Source organism: Hydrogenophaga sp. (genome assembly GCF_030158645.1).
Lineage (GTDB): Bacteria > Pseudomonadota > Gammaproteobacteria > Burkholderiales > Burkholderiaceae_C > Hydrogenophaga.
Window position 1 is genome coordinate 43330 of the sequence record NZ_JAOASO010000033.1, and the last position, 17600, is coordinate 60929.

Annotated in this window: 15 protein-coding genes and 2 riboswitches; of the genes, 5 read left to right on the plus strand and 10 right to left on the minus strand. The window is 66.8% G+C overall.

Annotation, left to right across the window (positions count from 1 at the left end; genetic code table 11):
• Positions 1-69: 69 nt before the first annotated feature.
• The gene (locus Q1W68_RS03255; protein ID WP_300649785.1) at positions 70-726 is read left to right on the plus strand and encodes a glutathione S-transferase; all 657 of its coding nucleotides are present in this window, start codon (positions 70-72) and stop codon (positions 724-726) included.
• 318 nt (positions 727-1044) lie between these two features.
• On the opposite strand, the gene Q1W68_RS03260 is transcribed toward Q1W68_RS03255, so the two are convergent.
• Positions 1045-1467 (minus strand): cupin domain-containing protein, encoded by a 423-nt coding sequence (locus Q1W68_RS03260; RefSeq protein ID WP_300715578.1) that lies wholly within the window; start codon positions 1465-1467, stop codon positions 1045-1047.
• A 164-nt stretch (positions 1468-1631) separates the two neighbouring features.
• On the opposite strand from Q1W68_RS03260, the gene aroC reads away from it, so the two are divergent.
• Together aroC and Q1W68_RS03270 are read left to right on the plus strand one after the other, a co-directional pair.
• Positions 1632-2732: a chorismate synthase gene (gene aroC / locus Q1W68_RS03265; protein WP_300715579.1), complete on the plus strand. Its 1101-nt coding sequence runs from the start codon at positions 1632-1634 to the stop codon at positions 2730-2732.
• A gap of 60 nt (positions 2733-2792) precedes the next feature.
• On the plus strand, positions 2793-3971 hold the full coding sequence (locus tag Q1W68_RS03270) for an MFS transporter (RefSeq protein ID WP_300715580.1): 1179 nt from the start codon (positions 2793-2795) through the stop codon (positions 3969-3971).
• On the opposite strand, the gene Q1W68_RS03275 is transcribed toward Q1W68_RS03270, so the two are convergent.
• Positions 3928-4818 carry a DMT family transporter gene (locus Q1W68_RS03275; protein WP_300655497.1) on the minus strand — a complete coding sequence of 297 codons (891 nt, stop codon included), beginning with the start codon at positions 4816-4818 and terminating at the stop codon, positions 3928-3930. The genes Q1W68_RS03270 and Q1W68_RS03275 overlap by 44 nt on opposite strands.
• A 70-nt stretch (positions 4819-4888) precedes the next feature.
• Entirely contained in the window at positions 4889-5347 is a 459-nt protein-coding gene (gene aroQ / locus Q1W68_RS03280) for a type II 3-dehydroquinate dehydratase (protein WP_300662629.1), read from the minus strand.
• Positions 5348-5541: 194 nt separating this feature from the next.
• Between aroQ and Q1W68_RS03285 the strand changes: the two genes are divergently transcribed.
• Positions 5542-6567: an SGNH/GDSL hydrolase family protein gene (locus Q1W68_RS03285; protein ID WP_300652342.1), complete on the plus strand. Its 1026-nt coding sequence runs from the start codon at positions 5542-5544 to the stop codon at positions 6565-6567.
• On the opposite strand, the gene aroE is transcribed toward Q1W68_RS03285, so the two are convergent.
• On the minus strand, positions 6540-7361 hold the full coding sequence (aroE, locus tag Q1W68_RS03290) for a shikimate dehydrogenase (RefSeq protein ID WP_300652343.1): 822 nt from the start codon (positions 7359-7361) through the stop codon (positions 6540-6542). The two genes, Q1W68_RS03285 and aroE, sit on opposite strands and share 28 nt — an antisense overlap.
• An 86-nt stretch (positions 7362-7447) precedes the next feature.
• On the opposite strand from aroE, the gene Q1W68_RS03295 reads away from it, so the two are divergent.
• Positions 7448-8107, plus strand: a complete 660-nt coding sequence (locus tag Q1W68_RS03295; RefSeq protein ID WP_300652345.1) for a DsbA family oxidoreductase — start codon at positions 7448-7450, stop codon at positions 8105-8107.
• A gap of 3 nt (positions 8108-8110) precedes the next feature.
• Here Q1W68_RS03295 and Q1W68_RS03300 read toward each other — a convergent pair whose 3' ends face one another.
• The 6 genes from Q1W68_RS03300 to Q1W68_RS03325 all read right to left on the minus strand — a co-directional run bounded on the left by Q1W68_RS03300 (position 8111) and on the right by Q1W68_RS03325 (position 17513).
• Positions 8111-10039, minus strand: coding sequence for a B12-binding domain-containing radical SAM protein (locus tag Q1W68_RS03300; protein WP_300715582.1), 1929 nt, complete (start codon positions 10037-10039; stop codon positions 8111-8113).
• A gap of 320 nt (positions 10040-10359) precedes the next feature.
• Positions 10360-13257 (minus strand): aminomethyl-transferring glycine dehydrogenase, encoded by a 2898-nt coding sequence (gene gcvP, locus Q1W68_RS03305; protein WP_300715584.1) that lies wholly within the window; start codon positions 13255-13257, stop codon positions 10360-10362.
• Positions 13258-13279: 22 nt separating this feature from the next.
• Positions 13280-13651 carry a glycine cleavage system protein GcvH gene (gene gcvH, locus Q1W68_RS03310; RefSeq protein ID WP_300715585.1) on the minus strand — a complete coding sequence of 124 codons (372 nt, stop codon included), beginning with the start codon at positions 13649-13651 and terminating at the stop codon, positions 13280-13282.
• 110 nt (positions 13652-13761) lie between these two features.
• Complete coding sequence (gene gcvT, locus Q1W68_RS03315) at positions 13762-14886, minus strand: glycine cleavage system aminomethyltransferase GcvT (RefSeq protein ID WP_300715586.1); 1125 nt, start codon at positions 14884-14886, stop codon at positions 13762-13764.
• 57 nt (positions 14887-14943) lie between these two features.
• A riboswitch (glycine riboswitch) is annotated at positions 14944-15048 on the minus strand.
• 12 nt (positions 15049-15060) lie between these two features.
• A riboswitch (glycine riboswitch) is annotated at positions 15061-15162 on the minus strand.
• Positions 15163-15192: 30 nt separating this feature from the next.
• On the minus strand, positions 15193-15699 hold the full coding sequence (locus Q1W68_RS03320) for a hypothetical protein (protein WP_300651197.1): 507 nt from the start codon (positions 15697-15699) through the stop codon (positions 15193-15195).
• Positions 15700-15827: 128 nt separating this feature from the next.
• Entirely contained in the window at positions 15828-17513 is a 1686-nt protein-coding gene (locus Q1W68_RS03325; RefSeq protein ID WP_300715587.1) for an electron transfer flavoprotein-ubiquinone oxidoreductase, read from the minus strand.
• Between the last annotated feature and the right edge of the window lie 87 nt (positions 17514-17600).

Below are 17600 nucleotides of genomic sequence, written 5' to 3' on the forward strand. Positions count from 1 at the left end.
GGTGACGCTGTTGTGGCACAGCCCTTGCTGAGAGGAGGGTCCACGACGCAGGGTCTACGAGGAGCAGGCATGGCCACAACGGTACTCACGATCAGCAGCAAGAACTACGGTGCCTGGGCCCTGCGCGGCTGGCTCATGGCGCGCCTGGCCAGGCTGGAGTTCACCGAAAAGATCATCTCCCCCGACGATCCGGCCATGAGAGCCGAAATGCTGCTGCTCTCGGCCTCGATGCGGGTGCCGGCGCTGGAGCATGAGGGCATCCATGTGTGGGACACGCTGGCGATCGGCGAATACCTCAACGAAATCAAGCCCAAGGCGGGTTTGCTGCCGGCCGATCGCGCAGCGCGTGCGCATTGCCGTGCGATCTGCGGCGAGATGCACTCGGGCTTCAGCGCCATGCGTTCGTCGCTGCCGATGAACATCAAGGCCCACTTTCCGAACTTCAAACTCTGGTCGCGCGCGCGCACCGACATCGACCGCATCGAGGCGATCTGGACCGAGTGTCTGGAAACCTACGGCGGGCCGTACCTGTTCGGCGCGAAGCCCTGCATGGCGGACGCGATGTTTGCGCCGGTGGTGACGCGTTTCATCACCTACGGGGTGGCGATCGACGAGGTGTGTGTGGCGTACTGCGACACCATCATGGCGCTGCCGGCGATGAAGGAGTGGGTGGCCGCTGCGGAGGCTGAGCCGGATGACATCGATGAACTGGATGCGGAGTTCTGAGGTTTTGTCTTTCGTTGCGTCTCTCGGCTGTACCTCGCGGGATCGGGCACCTGGGCGCTCTGCTCCGCGAATGTCCCCCGGGGCCTGCGGCCCCTCCTCCTTGATTTCGCTGCGCAGAGCGCCCAGGCGCCCGTTCCAACAGCGGGTTGGTGTTCCAGCGTTGGAGTGCCTGCACGGTGGCGAGGCCCGGGAGGATGGGTGCGCGGCGCAGCGAAATCAAGGGGGAGGGGCCAAAGGCCCCGGAGGACATTCGCGGAGCCGCGCACCCATCCTCCGGGGCCCACAAACCCACATGGCCAGAAGTCCCCGACCCCGAACCTAAACCCAAGCCCCAGGCTTGGGAATCTCACAAACCGGCTCAACATCGATGGTCTTGAAGTCCGCCGGAGAAACAATCTCCAGGTACTCCATGTCGGGCGAATAGTCGAACAGGTAATGGCGAATCCCCGGCCGCTGGTGCACACAGTCCCCGGCCTCCACCAGCGTCACCTGGTCCTCGTACATGAACTTGGCCCAGCCCTTGATCATGATCACGATCTGGAAGTCCGCCTCGTGCCGGTGCCAGCCCGTGCCTTCCTCGGGCGGCAGATTGGCCTTGACCAGGTGCGCAATCACCTTGCCGTGTGTGGCGGCGGCGATGCCGAGGTCGCGGTAGAGGAAAAAGTCCCGCAGACCACCGGAGGCCCAGGGGTTGTCGGTGCCTTTGACGTGCGAGAACAGGGTGCTGGTGCGATCGAGCATGGTGTGCTCCTTTCTGGGGCTGCACAGCAACGATTTGCTGCACTGCAGCGCAAAGCACAAAATGTTCCCGTCCAACGCTGGCCCTTGCGACCCATTTTTCAGCGCAAGGCACGCACCAGACTGGCCCACCGGTGCACCAGCGGGCCTCAGGGATAATCCAGCGCATGAGCGGCAACACCTTCGGCACCCTGTTTTGCGTCACCAACTTCGGTGAATCCCACGGCCCGGCCATTGGCTGCGTGATCGACGGCTGTCCGCCGGGCATGGAACTCAGCGAGGCCGACATCCAGGTCGAGCTGGACCGCCGTCGCCCCGGCACCAGCAAGTTCGTCACCCAGCGCAACGAACCCGACGCGGTGGAAATCCTCAGCGGCGTGTACGAGGGCAAGACCACCGGCACCCCCATCGCCCTGCTGATCCGCAACACCGACCAGCGCAGCAAGGACTACGGCAACATCGCCCAGACCTTCCGCCCCGGCCACGCCGACTACACCTACTGGCAGAAATACGGCATCCGCGACCCGCGCGGTGGTGGCCGCAGCTCGGCCCGCCTGACCGCGCCCACCGTGGCCGCCGGCGCCGTGGCGCGCAAATGGCTCAAAGAGAAATTCGGCACCACCTTCATGGGTTGCATGACGCAGGTGGGCGACGTCGTCATTCCGTTCGAGAGCTGGGACCACGTGCCCCACAACCCGTTCTTCGCACCCGTGGCCGACGTGTCTGCGATCGAGGACTACATGAACGCGTTGCGCAAGAGCGGCGACTCCTGTGGCGCGCGCATCCGCGTGACTGCGCAAGGCATGCCGGTGGGCCTGGGCCAGCCGTTGTACGACCGGCTCGATGCCGACATCGCCTACGCCATGCTCGGCCTCAACGCCGTCAAGGGTGTGGAGATCGGCGCCGGGTTTGCCAGCGTGGCCGACAAGGGCAGCACGCACGGCGACAGCCTCACGCCCGAAGGTTTCGCCGCCAACAAGGCCGGCGGTGTGCTCGGCGGCATCAGCACCGGGCAAGACCTGGAGGTGTCGATCGCCATCAAGCCGACCAGCTCCATCCTGATTCCGCGCGAGACCATCGACGTGGCGGGTGAGAGCACCGAGATCATCACCAAAGGCCGCCACGACCCCTGCGTGGGCATCCGCGCCACGCCGATTGCCGAAGCACTGCTGGCGCTGGTGGTGATGGACCACGCGCTGCGCCACCGCGCGCAGTGCGGCGACGTGCATTTGCCCACACCCGACATCGCGGCCAAAGCGCGCGGCTGACCCACAACCCGTTCGGACCGAGACGGCCCTTCGACAAGCTCGGGGCGAACGGAGATTCCTGTGAGCCAGAAAAAGAAACTGTTTCCGTTTGCCATGCTCAGCGCGAGCTACTTCGCGCACATCGGCTTTTTCAACCCCTACCTCCCGCTCTGGCTCAAGGAGCTTGGCTTCAGCCTGCTGGCCATCAGCGTGCTGACCTCGGTGCAGTCGGCCTCGCGCCTGTTTGCGCCGTACCTCTGGGGATCGTTGAGCGACCGCACCGGCGAGCGCGTGCGCCTGCTGCGCTATGGCGCCACGGCGGCGCTGCTGCTGTCGCTGGGCCTGTGGTTCGAGCTCGGCGGTGTGGGGCTCTTTGTGGTGTTGTTGCTCATGTTCGCCCACACCAGCGGCATGATGCCCATGAGCGAAGCCGCGCTGGCCCATCTGGTGAGCCATGGCGGCGCTTTCGATGCGAAGCGCTATGGCCGCATCCGCCTCTGGGGTTCGCTGGGTTTTCTCGTGACGGTGGTGGCCGCGGGCTTCTGGTTCGAGCGCTTCGGCCTGGTGCACTTTCCCGCGTGGACCCTGGCCACGCTGGCGGCGGTGACGCTCAGCGTGTGGCTGCTGCCCGACTTCCGCGAACCCGCGCACGCCGACGAAGTGCAGCCCAGCGTGTGGCCGGTGTTGCGCCAGCCGCCGGTGCGCTGGTTTTTTGCGGCCGTGTTCTTCCACGTACTCGCGCACATCTTCATCTACGTCTTTTTGTCGCTCTACCTGGACTCGCTGGGCTACAGCAAGACGGTGATCGGCCTGCTCTGGGCGCTGTCGGTGGTGATCGAGATCGGCTGGTTTTTCACCCAGGGCCGCTGGCTGCCGCGCCTGTCGCTCTCGGCGTGGCTGGTGCTGGCCGCCGCGCTCATGGCCTTGCGCATGGGCCTGACCGCCGGTTTCCCGCTGGTGTGGCCGGTGCTGCTGCTGGCGCAGGCCCTGCACGCGATCACCTTCGCCGCGCACCACACGGTGTGCATCGCGATGCTGTCGCACCACTTCCCGGGGCGCCTGCGCGGCCGCGGCCAGGCGCTTTACACCGTGGTGGGTTACGGCCTGCCGGGCGTGGTGGGTGGTGTGGCCGGGGGGTTCCTCAGCTCGGCCTTCGGGCTGGCCAGCGTGTTCTGGCTCTCATCGGCCTGCGCGGCGGTGGCCTGCGTGTGTGCCGTCAGGGCGTGGGCGTTGCAGCGAACCAGCGCCGGAGGGGGTTGAAGCCGGTCACCAGCGCGGTGGCCAGCAGCACCAGCGCGCCGCCGGCAAAGATGCCGGGCGACAAGGCCTCGCCCAGGAACAGATGCCCCCAGGTGACGCCGAACACGGGGATCAGGAAGGCCGGGCTCATGGCCGCCACGGGCGTCACATGGCGAATGATGCGCAGGTGCGCCCAGTAGGCGAGACCGGAGGTGACCACACCCATGACGAACAGGGCGCCGAGGGCCGCCGGCGTGAAACGCGCTTCGGGCCAGGCCCAGAGCGCACCGGGAAACACCAGCACCATGGCCGCGAGGTGGATGCCGGCCGCAATGGCCAGCGGCTGCATGCGGGTGGTGGCGCGTTTCATGAGCGGGGTGGAGCAGCCGTAGCAGGCCGCGGCCAGCACACAGGCCAGGGCCGCGGCGATGGTGCCCGCGTCGGGTTGTACCGGTCCGAGCCGCACGATGAGCCCCACACCGATGAAGCCGCTCAGGCAGCCCAACAGCTTGCGCCCGGTGAGCGTGTCTTCCTTGAACCAGGCAGAGGCCAGCGTGCCGAACAGGACCGCTGTGGTGTTGAGCAGGGCGCTGTAGCCGGCCGGCAGGCGCAGCGCGGCCCACGCATAGAGCAGGAAGGGCGCGGCCACCGAGAGCGCGCCGAGCAGCAAGAGTTCGCGCCAGTGCTCCCAGGGCCAGCGCTGTTTCAGGCCCCGCATGATGAACGCCAGCGTGAGGCCCGCCAGCGCCACGCGGCAACCCGCCAGCACCATCGGCCCGATGACGGGGCTGGCGATGCGGATGAACAGAAAGGACGCGCCCCAGAGCGCGGACAGGCCCACGAGCTGGGCGAAGTGGCGGGTTTTCACCGACCGATTGTGCGGTGCGGTGTGGCCCGCACCGCTGTGCCCGCTGTCGCGGGCAGGACTCGCCGCAGGGTCAGGCGGCCTGGGCCTTGTGCGCCAGGCCTTCGATGGCCAGCCGGTAACCGTCGGTGCCGAAACCCACCACGATGCCGGCTGCGGCCGGCGACAGGTAGGAGTGGTGGCGGAAGGCCTCGCGCGCATGCACGTTGGAGATGTGCACTTCGATCACCGGCAGCGGTTTGACGCCGCTGATGGCGTCGAACAAAGCCACCGAGGTGTGGGTGAAAGCCCCGGCGTTGAACACCACGCCGGCCAGCTCACCGGCCTTGAAGCGGCGGCCCGCTTCCTGGACCTTGTCGATCAGCGCACCTTCGTGGTTGCTCTGGAAACACTCGACCGCAAAGCCCAGGCGCTGGCCGTGTGCCACACAGCCGGCTTCCACGTCGGCCAGGGTGGTGGCGCCGTAGACCTCGGGTTCGCGCGTGCCGAGCAGGTTGAGGTTCGGGCCGTTGAGGATGAGCAGGGTCTTCATGGCGTTGCGGTGGTTGTGTCCCGGGTCGGGCGACGGGAGTATAGGCCGCGGGCCCGTGCTGTCGTGCGGGTGACTGCGTTGCGCCGGCCTGAGGGTTTGCCCCGTGTCGGGTGTCCGGTCACACGCGGATGCTTCTGGCTGCGTCCTGCGTGTGTGACCACGCGGCGCACCACAACAACACCAGGAGACATCCCATGACTTTGAAGTGCATCCGCGCCGCCCTGCGCGCCCTGCTGCTGCCGATGTTGGTGGCGGCTTCGGTATCGGTGCAAGCCGGGCCGTTCAGTGGCATCTATGTGTTCGGCGACAGCCTGTCCGACACGGGCAACCTGAGCCTGGTCACCGCCGGCACCCAGAACCCGCAACCCAACCCGACGCAGCCGTATGACGGCGGCCGTTTCTCGGACGGCGCCCTGTGGGTGGAGGGCCTGGCCTGGGGCTTGGGACTGGGAGGCCAAGCCAGCCCATACCTGCTGGGGGGCAACAACTATGCGTATGCGGGTGCGCGCACGGGTACAGCCCTCACCCCACCGGGGGTGTTGGCGCAAGTAGCCGGCATCTGGGGTCAGGCGGTGGGCGTTGCCGATCCCGACGCTCTCTACGTCGTGGTGGGGGGCGGAAACGACATGCGCGATGCGCGCCTGGCATTCCAGGGGGACACCGCCGCTGACACGCTGGGCCGGGACTCCGCTGCGGCGGTCGCGATCGCGGGTTTGTCCCAGGCCATCCAGTACCTGGCCGCCAGCGGTGCGCGCCACGTGCTGATCGCCAATCTGCCCGACCTCGGAAACACCCCCGAGGCTGCCCTGCTCGGCTTGAAAGCGGCCTCCACCGCGGCGTCTGGCAGTTTCAACTCGCTGGTGCCGAACTTGTTTGGTTTGGAGGCGTTCTTTCCGGGCTTGAACATCGAGCTGCTCGACATGGCCGGCATCGCCAACCATGTGCTGCTGAATGCCGAAGACTTTGGCGTGACCAACACCGACCGGCCGTGCGGCTCGTTCTTCTTCAGTTTGGGAGCCGACTGTGCCAATTCGCTGTTCTCCGACGTGCTGCACCCTTCGGCACTCGTGCACGGGTTGTTTGCCCAGGCCGCGCTCGGCATCTACGGCGTGCCATTGCCCGGCACGCTGGCGCTCCTGATGCTGGCCTTGCTCGCGCTCGTGGTCGTGCAGCGCGGTCGCGGCCGTGGCGTTCAGGCCAGCGGCACGGTGAGCTGCTGAATCACCGCCCTGGTCTCAGGCCGCACGCCGCGCCACCAGGCGAAGGCTTCGGCGGCCTGCTCGATCAGCATGCCCACGCCGTCGGCCACGCGGCTCACGCCCGCGGCGCGGGCCTGCTGCAGGAACGGCGTGAGGCCCTTGCCGTAAACCATGTCGTAGGCGACAGCGCCTGGCGCAAAAACGCTGGCCTCCAAGGGCAGGGTCTCCTGCGTGAGGCCGGCCGACGTGGCGTTGATGACCACGTCAAACCGTTGCCCTCCGAGATCGTCATAACCGCCCGATTGCAGTTGGGCATGGGCGGCAAAATCGCGCTGGAGCGCATGCGCCTTGCTGGCCGTGCGGTTGGCCACTGCGATGAGGGCAGGGCCTTCGGCTGCGATCGGCAGCAGGGCGCCGCGCGTGGCGCCGCCAGCGCCCAGCAGCAGCACGCGTTTGCCGGCCAGCGGGCAGCCCAGGTTGCGCTGCAGGTCGTTGACCAGACCCACGCCGTCGAAGTTGTCGGCCAGGATGCGCTCACCGTCGAATTTGAGGCAGTTGGCCGCACCGGCGAGGCGCGCGCGTTCGCTGGGGTCGGTGGCGATCTCAAACGCCTGCAGCTTGAACGGCAAGGTGACGTTGAGCCCGCGGCCACCGCCCGCGCGAAAGGCCAGCACCGTCTCGCTGAATCCGTCCAGCGGGACTTCGATGGCGGTGTAGGCGATGTCCTGCCCGGTCGCTTGCGCAAACAGACCGTGGATCAGGGGGGACTTGCTGTGGCCAATGGGGTTGCCGAGGACGGCGTAGCGGTCGGTCATGTGCGTGCAATCAATGGGGGTGCGGCGATTGTCGCGCAAGCCCCTGCGGCGTTTGCGGTCAAGGGCCACGGCCTACCATCGCGCCCATGACCACATCCCTCAAGATCGATTTTGTGTCCGACGTCTCGTGCCCCTGGTGCGCCGTCGGGCTGGGCGCGCTCGAAGAAGCGTTGGGCAAGCTGCAGGGTGAGGTGTCGGCCGAGCTGCATTTCCAGCCGTTCGAGCTCAACCCGAAGATGGGCGCCGAAGGCCAGGACATCGGCGAACACCTGACGCAGAAATACGGTTCCACCGCTGCCCAGCAGGTGCAGATCCGCGAAACCATTCGCGCGCGCGGCGCCGAGGTGGGTTTTGTCTTCAACCCGGAAGGCCGCGGCCGCATCTGGAACACGTTTGACGCACACCGCCTGCTGCATTGGGCGTCCCTCGAAGGCGCGCCGGGGCAGCAACACGCGTTGAAGAAGGCGCTGCTGGCCGCTTGCCACACACGTTCGGAAGCGATGGGCTACCACGGCGTGCTGCTGGCCTGTGTGCGCGAGGTGGGGCTGGACGAGGTCCGTGCGCAGGCCATTCTGGCCAGCGATGAATTCGCCCAGGCGGTGCGCGAGCGCGAGGGTTTCTACACCAGCGTCGGCATCCATTCGGTGCCGGCGGTGATCATCAACGACCAGCACCTGATCTCGGGCGGGCAGCCCGCGGCGGTGTTCGAACAGGCGCTGCGGCAGATTGCGGCTGAATCGGCCTGAGCGTCACGCGGCCTGCGTGAGTGCCTTGGCGATGCGGTTCCGGCCCACGGTGGGCTTGGGCACCTTGCCCGGCAAGTGGCTGAACCAAGCGCGCGCGTCTTCGTCCAGGCCGATGCCGTGCATGTAGTTGTAAATGGCCTTGCGCAGGCCGATGCCCAGGGCCTCGTGGTCCACGCCGCTGGGGTCGATGAAGCCGATGTCGTTCTTGGCGAACGTGACCGGCGGCAAGGGAATCAGTTCGATGCCGTAGGCGGCGGGGTCCAGGCCCACGGGTGAGTGCACGGTGCACGAGAAGCGGTGGAAGAAGCCGCTCTGGATGCAGCCGTTCTCGAACAGCTGACGCACGTACTCGAGCGCGTCCACCGTGTCTTGCACCGTCTGCGTGGGGAAGCCGTACATGAGGTAGGCGTGCACGAGGATGCCGGCGTCGGAGAAGCCCTTGGTCACGCGCGCCACCTGCTCCACCGTCACGCCTTTTTTCATCAGCGCGAGCAGGCGGTCCGAGGCCACTTCGAGTCCGCCGCTCATGGCGATGCAGCCGCTGTCGGCGAGCAGTTGGCAGAGCTCGGGTGTGAAGGTTTTTTCAAACCGGATGTTGCCCCACCAGGAGATGTTCAGTTGCCGGCGGATGAGTTCTTCGGCCAGTGCCTTGAGTGCTTTGGGCGGTGCGGCCTCGTCTACAAAATGGAAACCGGTCTGGCCGGTCTCGTTCACGATGGTTTCGATCCGGTCGGCCAGTGTGGACGCCGACGCGGTCTCGTAGCGGCTGATGTAGTCCAGGCTCACGTCGCAGAAGCTGCATTTCTTCCAGTAGCAGCCGTGCGCCACGGTGAGCTTGTTCCAGCGCCCGTCGCTCCAGAGCCGGTGCATGGGGTTGAGCATGTCGAGCAGGCTCAGGTACCGGTCCAGCGGCAGCCCGTCCCAGGTGGGCGTGCCCACCTCTTCGAACGGCACGTCCGGCTCGACGAAGTTGATGTAGCGCACGGTGGCTTCTTCGCGCACGAAGGTGCGCACCAGGCGCTGTTTCGAGCGCTTTCTCTGCAGGTACTCCATGAGGGCCAGCAAGGGCCGCTCCCCGGAATCGAGCGTCACGAAATCCACCAAGTCGAACACGCGCGGCTCGGCGAGTTCGCGCAGCTCGGTGTTCACAAAGCCGCCGCCCAGCGCAATGGTGATGTGCGGGTTCTGCGCCTTGATGGTCTGCGCCATGCGCAGCGCGGCGTAGAGCGCGCCGGGGAAGGGCACCGAGAGCAGCACCAGGTCGGGCTTGTGCTGCGACAGGGTGGCCAGCGTGAGCGTGTGCAGGATCTCGTCGACCAGCGTGAAGGGCGCAGCCAGCGCGGCCGCCATGGGCTCGAAGGTGGGCTGGCTGCTGGCCAGCGACTCGGCATAGCGCACGAAAGCAAAACGATCGTCGACCGCGTCGCGCAACACGTCGGCCAGGTCGTTGAGGTAGAGCGTGGCGATGTGGCGCGCCTTGTCCTGCACGCCGAGCGCACCAAAGGCCCAGGCCAGCGGGTCGCCACCTTCTTCACTGAGTGCCGCGTCCACATACACCTCCAGCGCGGCAAAGCGAGGACCTTCGGGCAGCAGCTCGCGCGCGGCGATGCGGTGCGCCAGGGTCGAGTCGCGGCCCTGCAAAAAGGCGATCACCAGGCCGATGGTGGCGCGGTAGCGGGCGAACTGGTCGAGGAAGGCGTGCACGCTGGCCGTGCGGTCGGCCTCGGCCTGCGCCAGCGCGTGGCTGCGCACGGACTCCAGCCCGGCGGGCGAAAACAGCTTGAGCACGAGCGCCAGCGCCAGGTCGGCCTGCACCGCATCGACCCCGCGCGAGCGCAGGAAGCCGGTGATGTAGGCGGTGGAGGGGTAGGGCGTGTTGAGCTGCGTCATCGGGGGGATGAGGCTGAGCACGCGCAGGGCTGGGGTGGTCATGGTGTCGCTTTTCGGGGTCCTTGATTGTGAGGCTTGGGGTGGTTGTTCCGAGTTGTGGGGTTGGTGCTTTGAGGTTTCGCTCGGCAACCTCGCGTCAGGCCGGTGGCGGCGCCCGCCTGCTCCGGCCCTGCTCGCGGGTGTCTGCCCGGGTGCGCCTGCACCCCCTTGTCAATGCTGTGGTGGGCGCTCTGCCTCTGTGGCAACCGCGAATGGGGGCCTGCGCAGGCGGGCACCGCCACCGTCCTGCGACGAAGCGCTGGAGCGCCACGCTTTGTTGGCCACCCGCCCTCACCCACCAAGCAGGCGAGAAACGCGGGAACTCAAGCCGAGTAGTCGGACAAAGGAACGCAACTGCAGAAAAGGTTCCGATCCCCGTACACGTTGTCCACCCGCCCAACCGGCGGCCAGTACTTGGCATGCGCCCGGGTTGAGGTGCTCGCCGCACCCACGTCGCGCGCGTAGGGGTGTGACCACACGGCCGCCATGAGGCTGGCAGCCGTGTGCGGGGCGTTCTTCAGCGGGTTGTCGTCCTGCGGCCAGGTGCCGGCTTCCACCAGGCGGATCTCTTCGCGGATCGCGATCATCGCGTCGATGAAACGGTCCAGCTCTTCCAGCGTCTCGCTTTCGGTGGGCTCCACCATCAGCGTGTTGGCCACCGGGAAGGACAGCGTGGGCGCGTGGAAACCGTAGTCCATCAGGCGCTTGGCCACGTCCTCGGCCATCACGCCGCTGGTGTCCTTGAAGTGGCGCAGGTCCAGGATGCACTCGTGGGCCACGTGCCCGTTGGCACTCGCATAGAGCGTGGGGTAGTGCGGTGCGAGGCGCTTGCTGATGTAGTTGGCCGCAAGGATGGCAGCCTCGGTCGCGTGCTTCAGGCCGTCGGCGCCCATCATGCGGATGTACATCCAGCTGATCGGCAGCACCGCCGCATTGCCCAGAGGCGCCGCGCTGATGGCGCCCACGCCGTTGACCGGCAGGCCGCCCGTGGCATGACCGGGCAGGAACGGCACCAGGTCTTCGACCACGCACACAGGGCCCACGCCCGGGCCGCCACCGCCGTGCGGGATGCAGAAGGTCTTGTGCAGGTTGAGGTGGCTCACGTCGCCGCCGAACTCACCAGGGGCGGCCACGCCCACCAGCGCGTTCATGTTGGCGCCGTCCACATACACACGCCCGCCGTGCCGGTGCACCAGCGCGCAGAGTTCCTTGACCGTGGTTTCGAACACGCCGTGCGTGCTGGGGTAGGTGATCATCACCGCGGCCAGGTTGGCGCTGTGCTGCTCGCACTTGGCCTGCAGGTCGGCCATGTCCACGTTGCCGTTTTCATCGCACTTGGTCACCACCACCGTCATGCCGACCATCTGTGCCGAGGCCGGGTTGGTGCCGTGCGCGCTGCTGGGGATCAGGCAGATGTTGCGGTGGCTCTCGCCGCGCGAGGCGTGGTAGGCCTGAATCACCAGCAGGCCGGCGTATTCGCCCTGCGAGCCGGCGTTGGGCTGCAGGCTGATGCCGGCGTAACCCGTGGCCTGGCAGAGCCAGGCGCGCAGCTGTTCGTCGAGTTTCTTGTAGCCGAGCAGCTGGCCGGCGGGCGCGAACGGGTGCACGTTGGCAAAGCCCGGCCAGGTGATGGGGATCATCTCGCTGGTGGCGTTGAGCTTCATGGTGCACGAGCCCAGCGGGATCATGCTGCGGTCCAGCGCCAGGTCCTTGTCGGACAACGCGCGGATGTAGCGCAGCATGCCGGTCTCGGAGTGGTGGTTGTGGAACACCGGGTGCGTGAGATAGGTGCTGGTGCGGCGCAGTTCGGTGGGAATGCGCGGCTCGATGCCTTTCTCGAACGTCGCAAAGCCGGGCAGGCTCTGGCCCTGCAGCGCGAACACGCCCCACAGTTTCTCGATGTCCTCGCGGGTCGTGGTCTCGTCCAGCGTGATGCCCACGTACTCGCCCCAACTCAGGCGCAGGTTCATGCCGGCGTCCACGGCGCGCTTCAGCAGCGTGGCGGCGCGGTCGCCGGCCTTGAAGGTCAGCGTGTCGAAGGCGCTGTCGCTGGTGGGCGTCCAGCCCAGTTGCTCCAGCCCTTGCGCGAGCACGGCGGTGTACGCCGCCACGCGCTGCGCGATGCGCTTCAGGCCAGCCGGGCCGTGGTACACGGCGTACATGCTCGCCACCACCGCCGGCAGCACCTGCGCTGTGCAGATGTTGGAGGTGGCCTTCTCGCGGCGGATGTGTTGCTCGCGCGTCTGCAGCGCAAGGCGGTAAGTGGGGTTGCCGTGCGCGTCCACGCTCACACCGACCAGGCGGCCGGGCAGCGAGCGTTTGAACTCGTCGCGGCAGGCCATGAAGGCAGCGTGCGGGCCACCCGCGCCCATGGGCATGCCGAAGCGCTGCGTGGTGCCGACCACGATGTCGGCGCCCCATTCGCCGGGCGGCGTGATGAGCGTGAGCGCCAGCAGGTCGGCGGCAGCGATGAAGGCCGCGCCTTTGGACTGCACGGTCTTCACGTCGGCGGCGAGGTCTTCGATGCGACCGCTGGTGCTGGGGTACTGCGCGAGCACAGCGAAGTAGTCGTCGCCGGCCAGTGCGGCGTCCCATTCGGCGGCCGAGTTGGCGAGCTTCACGGTGAGGCCCAGCGGCTTCGCGCGCGTCTGCACCACCTCGATGGTCTGCGGGTGGCAGTCGCCGGCCACCACGAAGGTGTGGCCCTTGCTCTTGACCGAGCGCTTGGCCAGCGTCATGGCCTCGGCAGCGGCGGTGGCTTCATCGAGCATGGAAGCGTTGGCAATCGCCATGCCGGTGAGGTCGCACACCATGGTCTGGAAGTTGATCAGCGCTTCCATGCGGCCCTGCGAGATCTCGGCCTGGTAGGGCGTGTAGGCGGTGTACCAGGCCGGGTTCTCCAGCACGTTGCGCAGGATCACGCCCGGCGTGTGCGTGCCGTGGTAGCCCTGCCCGATGAAGCTCTTGAGCAACTGGTTCTGCTCGGCGATCGCCTTGAGCTCGGCCAGCGCCGCGGCTTCGGTGATGGCCGGGGGCAACTGCATGCCCTGGCTGCGCGCGATGCTGCGCGGCACGATGCCGTCGATCAGCGCGCGGCGCGAGGCCTCGCCGATCACGGACAACATCAGCGCTTCGTCGGCTTCGCCGATGCCGATGTGGCGGGCCACGAACTCGGACGGGTTCTCGAGTTCATCCAGGGGTTTGACAGACGGCATCAGCATGGAAGGGCTCCGGCGGAATGGATCAGGCGTTGGCTGAGAAGGCGTTGTAAGCAGTTTCGTCAAGGAGGGCGTCGACCTGGGCCGGGTCGGACAGCTTGACCTTGAAGAACCAGCCGCTCTTGAGCGGGTCGCTGTTGGCCAGCGAGGGGTCGGCGCGCAGGGCTTCGTTGACCTCGGTCACTTCACCGGTCACCGGCATGTACACGTCGGCCGCGGCCTTCACGGACTCGACCACGCCGGCCACGTCTTTCTGCGCAAAGGTCTTGCCCACTTCGGGCAGGTCGACGAAGACCACGTCGCCCAGCGCATCCTGCGCATGCACGGTGATGCCGACGGTGGCGATGTCGCCGTCAACGCTGATCCATTCGTGGTCTTCGGTGTACTTGGTGGTCATGGTGTTTCCTTTTAACTTTCGGTCAAAACCCGTTCGCCCTGAGCTTGTCGAAGGGCATCCAACGGTGGGTGTGTGAAGGCTTCGACAAGCTCAGCCCGAACGGACGATTTCTATCCGCGGAAGTAGCGGTTGGGTACAAAAGGCATGGCGCTCACTTCCATCGGCACCGGCTTGCCGCGAACGATGGCGTGCAGGCGCGTGCCCACCGCAGCGTGCGCCGGGTTCACATAGCCCATGGCCACCGGTTTGTCGGCGCTGGGGCCCAGCAGGCCGCTGGTGACTTCACCGATGGTCTCGCCACCGGGGGTTTGCAACTCGGTGTGGTCGCGCACGGGAATGCGTTCGAGAGCAACCAGGCCCACGCGCTTGCGGGTCAGCGGCTCGGTGCCGTCGAGCTGGGCCAGCACACGGGCCGCGCCCGGGAAACCGCCCGCGCGCGCGCCGCCGGTGCGGCGCACCTTCTGCATGGCCCAGTTGAGTGCGGCCTCCACCGGTGTGGTGGAGGTGTCGATGTCGTTGCCGTAGAGGCACAGGCCGGCTTCCAGACGCAGCGAGTTGCGCGCACCCAGGCCCACCGGTTTCACCTCGGGTTCGGCCAGCAGGGCGCGGGCAAACGCTTCGGCGCGATCAGCCGGCACCGAGATCTCAAAACCGTCTTCTCCTGTGTAGCCGCTGCGGGTGATGAACAGGTCGGTGCCTTGCCAGGTGAAGGCGCCGCCGGTCATGAACACCAGCTTTTCAACGCCGGGCACGAGCCGCTGCAAAGCGGTCACGGCCTGCGGGCCTTGCAGCGCGAGCAGGCCACGGTCGAACTGGGGCTCCACGCTGCAGCGGCGGCCGATGCGGTCAACGATATGGGTCAGGTCGCCGTGTTTGCAGGCGCCGTTCACGATCACAAAGAGGTCCGCACCGCGGTTGACGAACATCAGGTCGTCGATGATGCCGCCGGCGTCGTTGAGCAGCAGGCCGTAGCGCTGTTTGCCCACGGCCAGATCGATCACGTCCACCGGCATCAGCGACTCGAAGGCCGCCGCAGCGTCAGCGCCGACCAGGCGCAACTGCCCCATGTGCGACACATCGAACAGGCCGGCGGCCGCGCGGGTGTGGTGGTGCTCGGCCATCAGGCCGGCGGGGTACTGAACCGGCATGCTGTAGCCGGCAAACGGCACCATGCGGGCGCCGAGTTCGATGTGCAGGGCATGCAGCGGGGTTTTGAGGAGATCGGTGTCGGACACGGCGGCTCGCAGGCAAAAGGGGCAGGCCCCAAGGGGGCGGAACACGGTTCATCCGTGCGCTGCCCCACTGTCCGCTTTACCTGAGAGATTCGCGCGGGCGATGCCGCGTTTGCTCCTTCGGTGGATCGCCTCCAGGGGCGACCTCTCTCCAGGGGGGTACACGGGCCTTGCGGCCTGTGTTCGTCAGTCCTTTTGCCTGAGCGTTCAGGGCCACTTGGGTGGCCTCCTGCGCCTTCGGCGGCCACCTCGGGGGTGGCACTCTCCTGACCCGGTCGAGTGTAGCCGAGAGCTGCGTATTGGTGGGTTTCAGGCGCCTTCCAGGGCGGACTCGGGCAGCAGTTTGGCCAGGCGCTCGCTGATGGCGTCGGCCCGGCCCGGGCCGGCCAGGCGTTCGATGGCCACCAGCATCTCGCGGCTCACCACCAGCATGGCCGGCGCATCGCGGGCTTCGCGCAAGGCTTCACGAAACTGCAGGGCCAGGGCTTTGTCTCTGGGGGCAAACATGCGTTCGCTCAGGTCAAACAAAAACATGCGGGCACTCGCGAGCGAGCGGGGACCCGAGAAGGCATCAACCGAGCCTTTGCCCGCGGCGGGCTCGGGTGCCGTCGCCGGGGCGGGTGGTGTTTCGTCAACGATGTAACCCTGTGCCAGCAACTCGCGCACGATCTCCGCGCCCAGGCCACCAAAGAGTGCCTGCAGCGAGGCCGTGGCCTTGCGACCGTCGGCCACCAGCAGCACGGCGCGTTCGCGCTGGCCCAGGGTGCGTTGGCCGGGCTGCAGCTCGGCACGGCCCTTGTCGGTCTTGTTCAGCATGGTGAGGCGGGTGTGAAAGCGAAAACCCGCACTGTGGCCAGACCTTGTGACGAAGCGGTGAAACGCAGACGTGAAAAAGCCGCCCGCAGGCGGCTTCTGGCGCGAATGCTGAAAGAGCGTGACTTCGCTCACATGCCCGCGTAGTTGGGCCCACCGCCGCCTTCGGGTGTGACCCACACGATGTTCTGCGTCGGGTCCTTGATGTCGCAGGTCTTGCAGTGCACGCAGTTCTGCGCGTTGATCTGCAGGCGGTCGGTGTTGTCGTCGTTCTTCACGTACTCGTACACGCCGGCCGGGCAGTAACGGCTCTCGGGCCCGGCGTACTTGGCCAGGTTGATCTGCACCGGCACTGTGTTGTTGCGCAGCGTGAGGTGGGCGGGCTGGTTCTCTTCGTGGTTGGTGTTGCTCACGAACACGCTGGAGAGTTTGTCGAAGGTGATCTTGCCGTCGGGCTTGGGGTAGCTGATCTTCGGCATCTCGGCCGCCGGGCGCAGCTTCAGGTGGTCGGGCGTGGTGTTGTGCAGCGTCCAGGGCGGCGTTTTCACGCCCACCTTGGGCAGGAACCAGTGCTCCACACCCGTCATGAGCTTGCCCAGCAACGGGCTCTTCTTGAACCAGTTCTTGAAGTTGCGGTAGGTCCAGAGCTCTTCGTGCAGCCAGCTTTTCTCGAAGCGCTCGGTGAAGCCGGCGAGTTCGTCACTCTGGCGGCCGGCGGCGACCGCTTCAAACGCGGCTTCGGCGCAGAGCATGCCGCTCTTGATGGCGGCGTGGCTGCCCTTGATGCGCGCGGCGTTCAGGAAACCAGCGTTGCAACCCACCATGGCGCCCCCGGGGAACACCAGCTTGGGCAGGGCCTGTGGCGTGCCGTTGTTGAGTGCGCGCGCGCCATAACCCAGGCGCTTGCCGCCGGCAATGTGGGCCTGGATGCTGGGGTGCGTTTTCCAGCGCTGCATTTCTTCAAACGGTGACATCCAGGGGTTCTGGTAGTCCAGGCCCACCACCAGGCCCAGCGTGACCTTGTTGCCTTCAAGGTGGTAGAGAAAACCGCCGCCGAAGGTGTCGGCATCCATGGGCCAGCCGGCGGTGTGCACCACCAGACCCGGCTTGGCCTTGTCGGCCGGGATCTCCCAGAGTTCCTTGATGCCGATGGCGAAGGTCTGCGCGTCCTTGCCTTCGGTGAGCTTGTATTTGGCGATGAGTTGTTTGCCCAGGTGGCCGCGTGCGCCTTCGGCGAACACGGTGTACTTGGCGTGCAGTTCCATGCCGAGCTGGAAGTGGCCGGTGGGTTCACCGTCCTTGCCCAGGCCCAGGTGGCCGGTGGCCACGCCTTTGACCGAGCCGTCGTCGTTGTACAGCACCTCGGCCGCGGTGAAGCCGGGGAAGATCTCCACGCCCAGGGCTTCGGCCTGCTCGCCCAGCCACTTGGTGACCGCACCCAGGCTGATCACGTAGCAGCCGTCGTTGTGGAAGTTGCGCGGCATCAGCCAGTCGGGCGTGCGGGTGGAGCCCGTCTCGGTCAGCACGAGCAAGTCATCGCCGGTCACGGGTTGGTGCAGCGGGGCGCCGCGCTCTTTCCAGTCGGGGAAGAGCTCGGTGATGGCGATCGGGTCCATCACCGCGCCGCTCAGGATGTGCGCGCCGGGCTCGGAGCCTTTTTCCAGCACGCACACGTTGATCTCGCTGCCCTTTTCGGTGGCGAGCTGTTTCAGGCGGATGGCGGTGGACAGGCCTGCGGGTCCGCCGCCGACCACGACCACGTCGTATTCCATGGCTTCGCGGGGGCCGAACTGGGCCAGCAATTCATCGTGGGTCATCGGGGGGTCTCGCAGATAATGATTTTTGAGAAGGCGCAGAGTGTGCCTTGCGTGTCACTCGACAGACAGCATTTTATGCGGCACCCG

Excerpts from the sequence above, each read along its gene's own strand:
- aroQ (WP_300662629.1), bottom strand. The coding sequence starts at position 5,347 with ATGAAGACCCTGCTCATCCTCAACGGCCCGAACCTCAACCTGCTCGGC.
- Q1W68_RS03260 (WP_300715578.1), bottom strand. The coding sequence starts at position 1,467 with ATGCTCGATCGCACCAGCACCCTGTTCTCGCACGTCAAAGGCACCGAC.
- Q1W68_RS03300 (WP_300715582.1), bottom strand. The coding sequence starts at position 10,039 with ATGACCACCCCAGCCCTGCGCGTGCTCAGCCTCATCCCCCCGATGACG.
- aroC (WP_300715579.1), top strand. The coding sequence starts at position 1,632 with ATGAGCGGCAACACCTTCGGCACCCTGTTTTGCGTCACCAACTTCGGT.
- Q1W68_RS03295 (WP_300652345.1), top strand. The coding sequence starts at position 7,448 with ATGACCACATCCCTCAAGATCGATTTTGTGTCCGACGTCTCGTGCCCC.
- Q1W68_RS03255 (WP_300649785.1), top strand. The coding sequence starts at position 70 with ATGGCCACAACGGTACTCACGATCAGCAGCAAGAACTACGGTGCCTGG.
- Q1W68_RS03325 (WP_300715587.1), bottom strand. The coding sequence starts at position 17,513 with ATGACCCACGATGAATTGCTGGCCCAGTTCGGCCCCCGCGAAGCCATG.
- gcvH (WP_300715585.1), bottom strand. The coding sequence starts at position 13,651 with ATGACCACCAAGTACACCGAAGACCACGAATGGATCAGCGTTGACGGC.
- gcvP (WP_300715584.1), bottom strand. The coding sequence starts at position 13,257 with ATGCTGATGCCGTCTGTCAAACCCCTGGATGAACTCGAGAACCCGTCC.
- aroE (WP_300652343.1), bottom strand. The coding sequence starts at position 7,361 with ATGACCGACCGCTACGCCGTCCTCGGCAACCCCATTGGCCACAGCAAG.
- Q1W68_RS03285 (WP_300652342.1), top strand. The coding sequence starts at position 5,542 with ATGACTTTGAAGTGCATCCGCGCCGCCCTGCGCGCCCTGCTGCTGCCG.
- Q1W68_RS03320 (WP_300651197.1), bottom strand. The coding sequence starts at position 15,699 with ATGCTGAACAAGACCGACAAGGGCCGTGCCGAGCTGCAGCCCGGCCAA.